The 13,074-nt window shown below is 62.0% G+C and carries 13 protein-coding genes and 1 riboswitch; of the genes, 10 read left to right on the plus strand and 3 right to left on the minus strand.

What is annotated here, in order from left to right:
• The coding region (locus tag GPS82_RS10150) for a UPF0758 domain-containing protein (protein WP_363717448.1) at positions 1 to 223 on the minus strand (223 nt) is incomplete at its 3' end.
• A 119-nt stretch (positions 224 to 342) separates the two neighbouring features.
• Between GPS82_RS10150 and GPS82_RS10155 the strand changes: the two genes are divergently transcribed.
• The 8 genes from GPS82_RS10155 (at position 343) to GPS82_RS10190 (ending at position 9,042) form a co-directional block, all read left to right on the plus strand.
• Complete coding sequence (locus tag GPS82_RS10155; protein WP_296494154.1) at positions 343 to 807, plus strand: FKBP-type peptidyl-prolyl cis-trans isomerase; 465 nt, start codon at positions 343 to 345, stop codon at positions 805 to 807.
• Positions 804 to 1,763: a 4-hydroxy-3-methylbut-2-enyl diphosphate reductase gene (ispH, locus tag GPS82_RS10160; RefSeq protein ID WP_296494158.1), complete on the plus strand. Its 960-nt coding sequence runs from the start codon at positions 804 to 806 to the stop codon at positions 1,761 to 1,763. The genes GPS82_RS10155 and ispH overlap by 4 nt, the downstream gene beginning before the upstream one ends.
• A gap of 120 nt (positions 1,764 to 1,883) precedes the next feature.
• Positions 1,884 to 3,206, plus strand: coding sequence for a serine--tRNA ligase (gene serS, locus GPS82_RS10165; RefSeq protein ID WP_296494160.1), 1,323 nt, complete (start codon positions 1,884 to 1,886; stop codon positions 3,204 to 3,206).
• Between the two features lie 55 nt (positions 3,207 to 3,261).
• Complete coding sequence (locus GPS82_RS10170) at positions 3,262 to 3,798, plus strand: ATP-binding protein (protein ID WP_296494162.1); 537 nt, start codon at positions 3,262 to 3,264, stop codon at positions 3,796 to 3,798.
• A gap of 61 nt (positions 3,799 to 3,859) precedes the next feature.
• Positions 3,860 to 3,955: riboswitch (TPP riboswitch) on the plus strand.
• Between the two features lie 66 nt (positions 3,956 to 4,021).
• On the plus strand, positions 4,022 to 5,044 hold the full coding sequence (locus tag GPS82_RS10175; protein ID WP_296494165.1) for a thiamine ABC transporter substrate-binding protein: 1,023 nt from the start codon (positions 4,022 to 4,024) through the stop codon (positions 5,042 to 5,044).
• Positions 5,045 to 5,089: 45 nt separating this feature from the next.
• Positions 5,090 to 6,778: an iron ABC transporter permease gene (locus GPS82_RS10180; RefSeq protein ID WP_296494167.1), complete on the plus strand. Its 1,689-nt coding sequence runs from the start codon at positions 5,090 to 5,092 to the stop codon at positions 6,776 to 6,778.
• Positions 6,771 to 7,415 carry an ABC transporter ATP-binding protein gene (locus GPS82_RS10185; RefSeq protein WP_296494169.1) on the plus strand — a complete coding sequence of 215 codons (645 nt, stop codon included), beginning with the start codon at positions 6,771 to 6,773 and terminating at the stop codon, positions 7,413 to 7,415. Before GPS82_RS10180 ends, GPS82_RS10185 begins: the two co-directional genes overlap by 8 nt.
• Positions 7,416 to 7,626: 211 nt before the next feature.
• Positions 7,627 to 9,042 carry a coniferyl aldehyde dehydrogenase gene (locus GPS82_RS10190; RefSeq protein WP_296494172.1) on the plus strand — a complete coding sequence of 472 codons (1,416 nt, stop codon included), beginning with the start codon at positions 7,627 to 7,629 and terminating at the stop codon, positions 9,040 to 9,042.
• Here GPS82_RS10190 and GPS82_RS10195 read toward each other — a convergent pair.
• Together GPS82_RS10195 and GPS82_RS10200 are read right to left on the minus strand one after the other, a co-directional pair.
• A complete protein-coding gene (locus GPS82_RS10195) occupies positions 9,039 to 10,475 on the minus strand; it encodes an FAD-binding oxidoreductase (RefSeq protein ID WP_296494186.1) in 1,437 nt (478 codons plus the stop codon). The genes GPS82_RS10190 and GPS82_RS10195 overlap by 4 nt on opposite strands.
• Positions 10,456 to 10,899, minus strand: a complete 444-nt coding sequence (locus tag GPS82_RS10200; protein WP_296494176.1) for a DUF2069 domain-containing protein — start codon at positions 10,897 to 10,899, stop codon at positions 10,456 to 10,458. Before GPS82_RS10200 ends, GPS82_RS10195 begins: the two co-directional genes overlap by 20 nt.
• A gap of 21 nt (positions 10,900 to 10,920) precedes the next feature.
• Between GPS82_RS10200 and GPS82_RS10205 the strand changes: the two genes are divergently transcribed.
• Both GPS82_RS10205 and GPS82_RS10210 read left to right on the plus strand, forming a co-directional pair.
• Positions 10,921 to 12,159, plus strand: a complete 1,239-nt coding sequence (locus tag GPS82_RS10205; RefSeq protein WP_296494179.1) for a YihY family inner membrane protein — start codon at positions 10,921 to 10,923, stop codon at positions 12,157 to 12,159.
• A gap of 73 nt (positions 12,160 to 12,232) precedes the next feature.
• On the plus strand, positions 12,233 to 12,481 hold the full coding sequence (locus GPS82_RS10210; protein ID WP_296494183.1) for a DUF3297 family protein: 249 nt from the start codon (positions 12,233 to 12,235) through the stop codon (positions 12,479 to 12,481).
• The last annotated feature ends 593 nt before the right edge of the window (positions 12,482 to 13,074 follow it).

A 13,074-nucleotide genomic window follows, 5' to 3' on the forward strand; every position in this document is an offset into this window, starting at 1 on the left:
CGGCGGTGGCGTTGAGCAGCCCGGCGATGCCGTCAAAGCCGTTCTGTCCGTCCGCGCCGGGCTTGATGTCAAGCAACTCACGCGCCAGTTGAAACACCCCTTTGCCCTTGATGCCGGTGCGCAGCAGCAGCGCCAGCAGCTCCACGTCGCTTAAAGCGCCGGGGCCGCGAGCCAGCATTTTTTCGCGCGGGCGGGCATCAGGGGGCAGGTCTTTGAGGGGCATGGTGTGGGCTTTTACAATGTGACCCAGTTTATGCCAGCGCCCTGAGGGTTTTGCCCCGGGGGGTAATTGCAGGACATGATCGGCTCACCTTTATCGCGTCGCTGACGCACAGGATTCTCATGACAAGCTCCAGCCTCACGGTTCAACCCGGTTCATTCTTAACCCTGCACTACCGCCTGAGCGGCCCGGCCGGGGATGTGGTCAATACCTTCGCATCAGCGCCCGCCACGCTCACCCTGGGCACCGGCGAACTCGCGCCGGCGGTTGAGGCGCGCCTGATCGGGTTGGCCGAGGGTACCCGCACCACCATCGAATTGCCCGCTGGCGAGGCTTTTGGCCCGCGCAGCCCCGACATGTTGCAGTGGATGGCGCGCAAGGAACTCACTGACCTCGGTGCGGCCGATGAAACTTATGCCGTCGGCGATGTTGTCAAGTTTGTGACACCTGACGGCATGGGCGAATTTGCCGGCGTGATTGTGGATTTTCGCAATGACGCCAAGGGGGAGGCGGTGCGGTTTGACTTCAATCACCCGCTGGCAGGTCAGCCGGTGACGTTTGAAGTCCAGGTGATCGGGGTGTTATGAACATGAATGCGGATGTTGAGATTCTTTTGGCCGAGCCGCGCGGTTTTTGTGCGGGTGTTGACCGCGCCATCGAGATTGTCGAGCGCGCGCTGGCCAAGTTTGGCGCGCCCATCTATGTGCGCCATGAGATCGTGCACAACACCTATGTGGTGGACGACCTGAAGGTCAAGGGTGCTATCTTTATTGAAGATCTGGACGATGTTCCGGCCGGCGCCACGCTGGTGTTTTCTGCCCATGGCGTGAGCCGGGCGGTGCAGCTTGAGGCGGTGGCGCGCGGCTTTCGTATTTTTGATGCCACCTGCCCGCTGGTGACCAAGGTGCATGTGGAAGTGGCGAAGCTGGCCAAAGAGGGCTATGAGTTCGTCATGATCGGCCACAAAGGTCACCCCGAGGTCGAAGGCACCATGGGTCAGTTGGACAGTGGCATTCACCTGGTGGAAGACGTGGCGGACGTGGCGCGCATCCAGCCGGCGCAGACCGACAGGCTGGCCGTGGTCACGCAAACCACCCTCAGTGTGGACGATGCGGCGGCCATTGCGGCCGCCATCAAGGCGCGTTTTCCGAATGTGCGCGAGCCCAAGCAGCAAGACATTTGTTATGCCACGCAAAACCGCCAGGACGCGGTCAAGCTGATGAGTCCGCAGGTGGATGTGGTGGTGGTGGTGGGCAGCCCCACCAGTTCCAACAGCAACCGCCTGGCCGAGGTGGCGCGCAAGCTGGGCACGCCCGGTTATATGGTTGACAGCGCCGACGAATTGCAGTTGCAGTGGTTTGAGGGCTGCCAGCGCGTGGGCCTGACCGCAGGTGCCTCGGCCCCCGAGATTTTGGTGGCCCAGGTGATTGATCGCCTGAGATCATTCGGGGCAGTGTCGGTGCAGCGCATGCCGGGCGACCCTGAAAGTGTCAAGTTTCCGCTGCCCAAGGGCCTGCGACCGAATCAGAATGACGCTGACTAAGCAAAATAATAGCCGTCATTGCGAGCCGCGCAGCGGCGTGGCAATCTATGACATCCGAGGACATGGACTGCCGCGCGACCCTCGCAGTGACGAATCCCATTCATTTTCAATTTCACAATCATGTTAGACATCACCCTGCTGCGCAAAGACCTGACCCAAGTGGTGGCACGCCTGGAAACTCGCAAAAGCCCGCAAGTTTTTTTGGACGTGGCAGCTTTCACCACGCTGGAGTCTGAGCGCAAAACCATCCAGACCCGCACCGAGGCGTTGCAAGCGCAGCGCAACACATCGAGCAAGCAGATTGGCCAGCTCAAGGCCAAGGGCCCGGCCGGCGCCGCTGAAGTGGATGCGGTGATGGCGCAGGTGGCGGGCATCAAGGACGAGTTGGAGTCGTCAGCCAAGCGACTCGACCAGATTCAGCTGGAGCTGCAAGCCCTGCTGCTGGCCGTTCCCAACCTGCCGCACGAGAGCGTTCCGGTGGGGGCAGACGAGCATGGCAACGTGGTGGTGCGCAGTTGGGGCACGCCCAGAGTATTCGACTTTGAGATCAAGGACCATGTGGACGTGGGTGAACCACTGGGGCTGGACTTTGCCATGGGCGTCAAGCTCACCGGCGCGCGTTTTACCGTGATGAAGGGCCCGATCGCCCGCCTGCACCGTGCGCTGGCCCAGTTCATGCTCGACGTGCAGACCCAGGAGCATGGCTATACCGAGTGCTACACGCCCTACATTGTGAACGGCGACACCCTGCGCGGCACCGGCCAGTTGCCCAAGTTCGAGGGCGACCTGTTTGCCGCCAAAAAAGGTGGTCAGGAGGGCGAGGACCAGCCCGACAACACCGCGCTGTACCTGATTCCCACGGCTGAGGTGCCACTGACCAACTTTGTCCGCGACGTGGTGCTGGCCGAAGCCGAACTGCCGATCAAACTCACCGGCCACACGCCATGTTTCAGGTCCGAGGCCGGTTCGTCCGGGCGCGACACCCGTGGGCTGATCCGCCAGCACCAGTTCGACAAGGTCGAGATGGTTCAGATCGTGCACCCCGACAAAAGTTATGAGGCGCTCGAAGTCATGACTGGCCACGCCGAAGCCATTCTGCAAAAGCTGGGACTGCCTTACCGTGTGATGAGCCTGTGCACCGGCGACATGGGTTTTGGCGCCAGCAAAACCTACGATCTGGAAGTTTGGCTGCCGGCGCAAAACACTTACCGCGAGATCAGCTCGGTGAGTAACTGCGAGGCTTTCCAGTCGCGCCGCCTGCAAGCCCGCTTCAAGAATGCGCAGGGCAAAAACGAGCTGGTGCACACCTTGAACGGCTCGGGCCTGGCGGTGGGCCGCACCCTGGTGGCGGTGCTGGAAAACTACCAGAATGCCGATGGTTCGGTGACCGTGCCCGAGGTGCTTCGGCCATACCTGGGTGGCTTGCCATGCCTGCAGGCCTGATGTGAATCAGCCGGTCCTGAGTCTATCTAAGGGCTTGCAGTGACGAAATCTCCGCATGCCTAGCCCGCAACTCATCTGCCTGATCGGTGCCGAGTGCACCGGCAAAAGCATGCTGGCGCAGGCGTTGGCTGCGCATTTTGACGGACTCTGGGTGCCCGAGCATTTGCGCGCCTTTTGTGATCAGCAGGGCCGCACGCCCAGGATGGATGAGCAGGCCGGCATCATGCGTGCCCAGTTTGAGCACGAAGAACAGGTGGCCGCCCAGGCCCGGCAAGCAGACCGCGCCTATGTGTTTTGCGACAGTGCGCCGCTGCTCACCGCCATCTACAGCGACCATTATTTTTCAGACCGCTCACTTTTTGATTGCGCCCAGGCCCTGCACGCGCGCTATGCACTGACGCTGGTTCTTGGCCCGGACTTGCCCTGGCTGCCCGATGGCATGCAACGCGATGGTGCCTTGGTGCGCGCCGCAGTCCACACCCGCATCCAGCGTGAACTGCAGGCCATGCACGTTCCTCAGATCGAGGTGGCTGGCTTGGGTGAAGAACGTCTGCAGGCCGCGATTCTGGCGGTGGAGACGCTCATCCGTTGAGCCTTGCAAGGGTTGACTGGGGCGCCATGTCGACTCGGTTGATGTCGCATCATTACAATCACGACCTCACCGGGGGTGTCCGTTGCAAGACGGGCTGAGACAGTCCCCTTACCTGATCTGGATCATGCCAGCGTAGGGAGCGTGAAGGTTCAAGGGCTTGCCGTCTGCCGGTTCTGCCTTTCACCCAGCGCCTGCCCGCGCCGGCGCACTGAAAGGCTTTGCCATGAACCGTCGTCTTTTCGCCCTGGCCGCTACCGCGCTGGGCGCATTCTCTGTGTCCACCCAAGCCCTGGCGGCCGATGAACTGCGCGTCATGGTGCACAGTTCGTTTTCGCTGCCAAAGCCCCTGCTGGCACAGTTCGAGGCGAATAACAACGTCAAGCTGGCCATCATCAAGGGTGGTGATGCCGGTGAAATGCTCAACAAACTCATTTTGACGCGCGCCCAACCGGTGGCCGATGCGGTGTTTGGCATCGACAACACCCTGGTAGGCAAGGCGCTGGCCGCCGGTGTGCTGGAACCCACATTGCCGCAAACGGTGAGTGCCCCCGACGCCAACCTGGGCGCTGCGCTGGCGGCGGTGGACTATGGTTTTGTGACCCTGAACTACGACAAGGCGGCGGTGGCCAAAAGTGGTGCAGCTTTGCCAAAGACTTTGCAGGACTTGACGCTGCCCGCCTACAAGGGTTGGCTGGTCACGCCCAACCCAGCCACCAGCAGCACCGGCTATGCCTTTTTGCTGGCCACCATTTCAGGCATGGGTGAAGAGAATGCCTTTGCCTGGTGGGCGCAGATGCGCGGCAACGGCCTGAAGGTGGTGAAGGGCTGGAGCGAAGCTTATTACACCGACTTTGCCCGCAACAAGGGCGCCTATCCACTGGTGGTGAGCTATGCCACCAGCCCGGCGGCCGAAGTGTTTTACAGCAAGGAAAAAATCGCCGAATCCCCCACCGCCAGCCTGAACCTCAAGGGCGGCGTCTTTCGCCAGGTCGAAGGCGTGGGCCTGGTCAAGGGCGGTGGCCAGCGTGCTGCGGCCTTGAAGTTTGTCGATTTCATGCGTTCAGAGCCAGTGCAGCAAGCGCTGCAAACCGAGATGTGGATGTACCCGGTGCAGGCCAACACCCCGCGCGCCGAGGTGATGCGCCACGCCGCCGAGCCCGCCGCCTTTGAAGCTCCAGCCGCGCAGGTGATCGCGGGTCAGGGCGCGGACTGGGTGGCGCGCTGGACCAAGGTGGTGTTGAAGTAGGCTTGATGCCTTCACTGCGAGGGCGCAGCTCCCACAGGGTTTCCAATGTTCAATCTTAAACAAGTGTGGTTGTTGTGCAGAAGTCGCGCCCCCGCGACGAATGCTGGTCAATGGCAAAGCAGCCTGTGGCTCGCCCTGCTGCCGGCTGCGGCGCTGCTGTTGTTGCTGATCTTTCCCCTGGCCCGGCTGGCCTGGACCGGCTTCACCGGCGAGGCCAGCTGGCCGGGAGCCGCCAGCAGCAACTGGACGCTCTTGACCCCCTGGCAGGACGACTACCTGCGCTGGCGTGTGTTGTGGTCACTGGCGCAAGCGGGCATCACCTGCCTGATGGCCTTTGTGCTGGGCCTGCCGCTGGCCTGGGTGCTGGCGCGGTTCGAGTTTGCCGGGCGCGCGCTGGTGCTGCGCCTGCTGATGCTGCCGTTTGTGGTGCCGACGCTGGTGGCCGCGCTTGGCGTGCTGGCGCTGTGGGGGCCGCGCGGTCTGCTCAGTGGCTGGCTCGGCATCAATTTGCAGGACACACCCTGGCTGCTGCTGTACGGCAACCTGTTTTTCAACCTGTGCCTGGTGGTACGCGCCGGGGTCGATGCGCTGGGGCAGGTCAACGCGCGCCAGGTGGCGGCGGCGCGGTCCTTGGGGGCCACGCCGTGGCGCGCCTTTTGGCGCATCGAGTGGCCGGCCATTGCGCCCTGGCTGATGTCAAGTCTGTGCCTGGTGTTTTTGTACTGCTTTGCCGGTTTCGGCCTGGCCCTGGTGCTGGGTGGTCAGCGTTTTGCCACGGTGGAGGTCGAAATCTACACCCTGGTGGCACACGAGCTGCAACTGGGTCAGGCCAGTGTGCTGGCGCTGTGGATGCTGGTGCTCACCGGTGGCGTGGCCCTGCTGTATGCGCTGCTGGAAAAACGCCTGGCAGCGCCCAGCCGGGTGCAACCGCTGGCACGCACGCGGCCGCAAGGCCTGTCGCAGTGGCTGGCCTTGACGGCGGCATTGGCGGTGTTGTTCGTTATTTGCGCGTTGCCGATTCTGGCAATTCTGTGGCGCGCGATGGAGGCTGGCTGGGTGATTTGGGCCACGCTGCTGGACGCTGAAGTTGCAGCAGCGCTTTGGAACACACTGCGGTTTTCCAGCATCGCCTTGTTGCTGGCCACCCTGCTGGGCGTCTTGCATGCGCTGGCCGCACAAAAATCGGTGCTATGGCGCGCCGCTGCCTTTTTGCCGTTTGTGGTGTCGCCGGTCACGGTGGCCTTTGGCCTGCTGCTGTTGTACCCAAGCTGGACCGCCAGTTTGCCGCTGTTGCTGGCGGCCTACGCGGTGCTGGCTTACCCGTTTGTGGCCAAAGCCATGGCTGCCGGGCTGGACAGTTTGCCGCCGCATGTGCTGCTCGCGGCCCGCACGCTGGGCGCCAGTCCGCGGCGCGCATTTTGGCGCGTCACGCTGCCACTGTTGCGCCCGGCTCTGCGCCGTGGCATGGCCTTTGCGGCCGCCACGGCGCTGGGTGAGTTTGCCGTGACCTTGTTTTTGTCGCGCCCCGAGTGGGCCACGCTCACCACCCTGATCTACCGGCGATTGAGCCATCCGGGCGCTGCCAGTCTGGACCAGGCCTTTGTGCTGGCGAGTGTTTTGATGCTGCTGGCGCTGCTGGCGTTTTTGCTGATCGAGTGGCCGGTGATGGAGGGCCATGAGCGCAGGCGACCGGCGATCGGCGCCTTACCTGTGGGAACTTTGCACCATGCTTGATCTGCGTCACATCAGCCAGAATTATGGCGACAGCGCTTTGCTGCAAGACATCCATCTGGCGGTGACCGCTGGTGAAATTGTCGCTTTGCTGGGGCCGTCCGGCAGTGGCAAAAGCACCTTGCTAGCCATCGTGGCGGGTTTGCAGCAGCCACTGACTGGCAGTGTCTGGTTTGACGGCCAGGACATCACCCGCTTGCCGCCCGAGCGGCGCCGTTTCGCCCTGATGTTTCAGGACTTTGCCTTGTTTCCACACCTCAACGTGCTCGACAACGTGGCCTTTGGCTTGATTGAACAAAAGCAGGGCAAGGCCCGCGCCCGAGCCCAGGCGCTGGACATGTTGGCCCTGCTGGGCCTGGCCAACCACGCCCGGCAAAAGGTCTGGCATTTGTCGGGTGGTGAGCAGCAGCGCGTGGCGCTGGCACGCGCCTTGATCACCCAGCCGCGCGCGCTGCTGCTCGATGAGCCATTTTCGGCGCTCGATGCCGATTTGCGCACCAGCCTGCGCGATGAATTCCGTGCCCGGATTAAGGCTGCCGGCATGCCCACCCTGCTGGTCACGCACGACGAACAAGAGGCCCGCGCCATGGCCGACCGCGCCGTGCGCCTGAGTGATGGACGGCTTGAGGCCTTGTGGTGAACCTGTTCAAGTTCAATGCGGGCGTGTCAATTTGGTGAAAAAAATGGGCATTGCGAACGCAGTGAAGCAATCCATGGCGTCTGGCTGCATGGATTGCCACGCCGCTGCGCGACTCGCAATGACGACTGACTTTCGTCAATTAGGGGCATGAGTTCAATCGCATCGTTGGGCGCTCACGGTTCAAGGGTTACGGCATAAACTTCTCGATGCCATGAACCAGACCCCCAACACAAGCCCGCTCGATGCTGCGCTGGCGCTGCAGCGCAAAGCCTATTTGGCCCACCCTGTCCCCACGCTGGCCGAGCGCACCGCAGATTTGCGCAACCTGCAGCGCTTCGTGCGCGAGCACAAGGAGGCGCTGTGCGATGCCATCAGCGCCGACTACGGCCACCGCTCCCGCCACGAGACGCTATTGGCCGAGGTGTTGCCGGTGGTGGACGGCATTGACCATGTTCTCAAGCATCTGCGCGGCTGGATGAAGCCGCAGCGCCGGGGCGTGGATTGGCGCAATTTTCTGGGTGCCAGCAACCGTGTGATTCCGCAGCCGCTGGGCGTGGTGGGTGTCATCGTGCCGTGGAACTTTCCGCTCAACCTGAGCCTGGTGCCGCTCACCTACATCTTTGCCGCGGGCAACCGCGCCATGGTCAAGATGAGCGAAAACTCGCGTCACCTTGCCGCCTACCTGATGGCGCACATGCCGGCTTATTTTCCGCCGGAAAAGCTGCAGTTTTTTGACGAAACCGGCGCCGTGGGTGTGGCCTTCTCCCAGTTGAAGTTTGACCATCTGCTGTTCACCGGCTCCGGCCAGACGGGCAGGGCTGTGATGGCGGCGGCGGCACAAAACCTGTGCCCGGTCACGCTGGAGCTGGGCGGCAAGGCGCCGGCCATTGTTTGCGACGACTTCCCGCTGCACACGGCGGTCGAGCGCATCATGTTTGTCAAGCTGCTCAATGCAGGTCAGATTTGCACCACCGTCGACCATGCCTGGCTACCGGCGGCCAAGGTGGACGAATTTGTGCGCCTGGCACGCGCCTTTGCCCGGCAACGCTACCCGCGGCTTGACAGCCCGGACTACACCGCCATCATTGACCAGCGCGCCTTTGAGCGGCTGCTGTTTGCGCTGCAAGACGCCCGGGACCGGGGCGCCCAAGTGCTGCCGCTGCTGGACGGGCCCGCCTTCGATGCAGCCACGCGCAAAATCGCGCCGCACATCGTGCTGGACGCGCCGTTAGATTCCCTGCTGATGCAGCGCGAAATCTTTGGTCCGATCCTGCCGCTGTGCAGCTATACCGATCTGGACCAGGTGTTTGACCATATCAACGCCGGGCCGCGCCCGCTGGCGCTGTACCCGTTCAGCCATGACAAGGCGCAGGTGCAAACCATCCTTGACCGGGTGATGTCGGGCGGCGTGTCAGTCAATGACGCTCTGTTTCATGTGGGCCAGCACGACCTGCCCTTTGGCGGTGTGGGTGATTCCGGCATGGGGCATTACCACGGCCATGAAGGCTTCGAGACCTTTTCCAAAATGCGCCCGGTGTTTTACCAGGCGCGCTTCAGCACGGTCAGGTTCCTGTGGCCGCCTTATGGCAAGCTGGCTGAGCGGGTGCTGGCATTCTTGATCCGCTAGCCGATCCGCACCACCCGCCCCGGGTTCAAAAGGTTGTGCGGGTCCAGTGCCTGCTTGATGGCGCGCATGGTGTTCAAGGCCACCGGTGATTTGTAGTGAGTCAGGTGATCCACCTTGAGGCTGCCCACGCCGTGCTCGGCCGAAATCGAGCCGCCATGCGCCAGCACCGAATCAAACACAATCTGGTTCACGCGCACTTCTTGCTCGCGCAAAAAAACAGCCGCATCCTGCCCCTCGGGCGCCTGCACGTTGTAGTGCAGGTTGCCGTCGCCCAGGTGGCCAAAGTTCACCAGCCGCACACCAGGGATGGCCTGTGCCAGCAGCGCATCGGTTTGGGCGACAAAGGTGGCAAAAGCGGACACTGGCACCGAAATGTCGTGTTTGATGTTGAGCCCTTCCTGGGCTTGCGCCAGCGGAATGCTCTCACGAATCTGCCACAGGGTTTGTGCCTGCGCCAGGTTCTCGGCGACCACGGCGTCGGTCACACAGCCATCGTCCAGCGCGGCTTCGAGCAAGCCCTCAAACTGGCTTCTGGCATGGGCTTCTGACTCGGCATCGGCGTTTTCCAGCAGCACGCAAAAGGCGCTGCTCTGGTACAGCGGCACGCGCAAGGTCTCGAAATGTTTGGCCACCAAGCTCAGGGCAAACTGGCCCATCATCTCAAACCCGGTCAGGCTGGCCCCCAGGTGCTGGTGCGCCAGCCCCAGCAGTTGCACGGCCGCCTCCATCGACGGCACAGCGGCCCAGGCGGTGAGTTGTGCCTTGGGTTGCGGATACAGCTTGAGCGTGGCGGCGGTGATGATGCCCAACGTGCCTTCGGCGCCGATGTAGAGATTTTTCAGGTCGTAACCGGTGTTGTCCTTGCGCAAGCCGCTCAGGCCCTGCCAGACATCGCCCTGCGGGGTCACCACCTCCAGCCCCAGACACAGGTCACGCGCATTGCCAAAACGCAGCACCTGGGTGCCGCCGGCGTTGGTGCCCAAATTGCCGCCAATGGTGCACGAACCCTCGGCCGCCAGACTCAGCGGAAACAGAAAGCCCTCGGATTCGGCGCGTTCCTGCACCGACTGCAAAATGCAGCCGGCCTCTACCGTCATGGTCAGGTTGGCCGCATCCAGGCTGCGCACGGCGTTCATGCGCTGCAGGCTGAGCACGATTTGCCGACCCGTCTCGTCGGGCGTGGAGCCCACCACCAGACCGGTGTTGCCACCTTGCGGCACGATGCTCAAGCCGCAGTCGGGGTGCTGCATTAAATAGTTGGCGCAGGCCTTGACCACTTGCGCCACCTCGTCGGTGGAGGCTGGGCGCACCACGGCCAGCGCCCTGCCATGGCTGCGTTTGCGCCAGTCCTGGGTCCAGGCGCTGAGGTCGCCGTCGGTCAAAACATGGGTGGCCCCGACGATGGTTTTCAGGTCAGAGAGCAGGGTCTGCATGGCTGGCGGGAGCGGTTTCAAGAGGGGTGTTGGCTGCTTTGGCGGCGTTTTTGAGCCGCAGCCGCACATGCAGTGCGCAAGCGGTAAACAGCGTCAGGCACAGGAAAACTTCGACCATTGCCAGGTAATTGCTTGGCGCGGCGTCGCTGTAGGCGCGCACTGCGCCTTCGGTAAAGTACAACCAAACCAGCAAACTGACCCAGCGGTAGGTGTACATGCGGTTTCTCAGCAGGCCCGCCAGCGGCACGCACAATGGCAACACCTTGAGCGCCAGCCAGGAGCCGCCCGGGCGCAGTGGCGCCAGCAGCAGTTCCCAGGCCAGGCCCAGGACAATGAGCCCCAGCAGGCTGCCAACGGCCAGAATTCGGGTCAAGGCCACGCCTGTTGTGGCCGGGGTAAGGGGGGAAGTAATGGTTGGGTTCATGACAGTGGCATCATAGCGGCCATGAGCTCATCACCCACAGCACGCACGGCCTGGCCCCAAAGGCTGGATGTCTTTCTAAATGACGTGTCGAATTTTCCCTGGAGAAATACCGCGCAAACGCTACTCGAGCGTTTCCGCGAAGACCGTTTGGGGCTCACGGCCAGCAGCCTGACCTTTACCACCACCATTGCATTAGTGCCTCTGGTCACGGTGGTGCTGGCGGTGTTTACCGCATTTCCGATGTTTGCCAAATTTCAAGTGGTGCTGCAGCAGTGGCTGGTTCAAAGCCTGATACCGGACAACATTGCCCGCCAAGTGCTGGGCTACCTGACCCAATTTGCCGGCCAGGCCAGCAAACTCGGCGGCGTTGGCTTGGGCGTCTTGTTTGTCACCGCGCTGGCGCTGATTTTGACGATTGACCGCACCCTGAACGCCATCTGGCGGGTGCGCAAACGTCGGCCCCTGGGGCAGCGCGTGCTGGTTTACTGGGCCGTGATGACGCTTGGCCCCGTGTTGCTGGCACTCAGCTTGAGCCTGACGTCTTATGCCCTGTCGGCCTCCAAAGGGCTGGTCGGCGGTCTGCCGGGTGGCGTCGGACTGCTGCTCGATACCCTGCAATTTGTGCTGCTGGCTCTGGGGCTGGCCGCGCTGTACCGCTATGTGCCAAATACCCGGGTGCATTGGGCGCACGCCTTGGTCGGCGGGCTCTTTGTGTCGGTGGGTTTCGAGCTGGCCAAAAAATTGCTGGTCATTTATTTGGGCAAGGTGCCGACCTATTCGGTACTGTACGGGGCTTTTGCCACGCTGCCCATCATGCTGATCTGGATTTACGTGGGCTGGGTGATCGTGTTGTTGGGCGCGGTCATCGCCGCCTATCTGCCCAGCCTGCTCAGTGGTGTGCGGCGCCGGGTCAGTGCCCAAGGCTGGCAGTTTCTTCTGGCCATTGAGGTGCTGCAGCAATTGGAGCCCCTGCGCACCGCGCCAGACAAAGGCTTGACCATGACTGGCTTGACGCAGCACCTCAAGGTTGATGCCCTGCAACTTGAGCCAGTGCTGGAAACCTTGGTGGAAATGGATTGGGTCGGGCAGCTGCAGGAAGAGCGCGAGGATGGCGAGGCGCGTTACGTGATGCTGGCCAACCCCGACACCACGCCGCTGGGGCCGCTGTTGCGCACTTTGCTGCTTGAGCATGAACCAAGCACCAAGAATTTATGGACCAATGGCCGCTGGCACTTGATGACGTTGCGCGAGGCGCTGTGAATGACACAGACTTGGCCGGTGCCAAATGTTGGAAAATCGGCATTTGTTCACTTTCATCAAATAGAAGAACCTCATGACCGACAGCCCACAAAAACCAGAACTTCCTGACCACCTGTCCGGTGACGCCCGCAGCCCGCACCATGTGGCGGCCGTGTTCGAGCATGACATCGGCATCCGGCTCAACGACAAGGAGTTGTTCAACGTCGAGGAATACTGCGTCAGCGAGGGCTGGGTCAAAGTGCCCGCCGGCAAAACGCGCGACCGCAAGGGCAACCCGCTGCTGATCAAGCTCAAGGGACGGGTGGAGGCGTTTTATAAATAAAAATGCAGCCGGGTCGAGGCTGTTGTTGCCGGACTCTTTTTGCAGCGTCGGGAGTCACTGGGTTTTTGGTCGGGAATGACTCGAGAAGGCACGGAGCCTAAGCTGAGATTTGCGATTTGCCTGCCAAATAGCCGACTTTGGCACTCAAATACTTTATTGAAGCACGAGGGTCGCCGCTGGTGGCGAAGTGCGATGCGCAGAGGGATCAAGCGAAGCAAATCAAGCTCAATTGGGCCTTGCGGGGGCATTCGTCACAGCCTGGGAGGTGTGAGCTCACCGAGCAAGCAAGAATTAGTACATTTCTTTGCTTGGCCAGTTCGCCATCGAATGCACGATACTTCATTGCATGCGCATAAATTTCAATCGATCAAAGTCAGCCTGCCGCTTTGAGCCCAGCGGAGCTTGACCAAGACACCCACTGCAATATGAGTGCCTGGCTCGTTCGCATAGGTATCCGTCCAATCGCGTGGCTGCTGTGTGTCGGCGTGGCAATCGGTTGTGCCCTCGCCTGGGTCGGCTCAGTGATGTTTGCCGACGCGCGCCTTGTTGCGCCAGGTTGACACGCTGGGCCGTTTGGGAGGGGAGGAGTTATC

Origin of the sequence: Rhodoferax sp. (genome assembly GCF_011391645.1) — a bacterium.
Taxonomy (GTDB): Bacteria; Pseudomonadota; Gammaproteobacteria; order Burkholderiales; family Burkholderiaceae_C; genus Rhodoferax.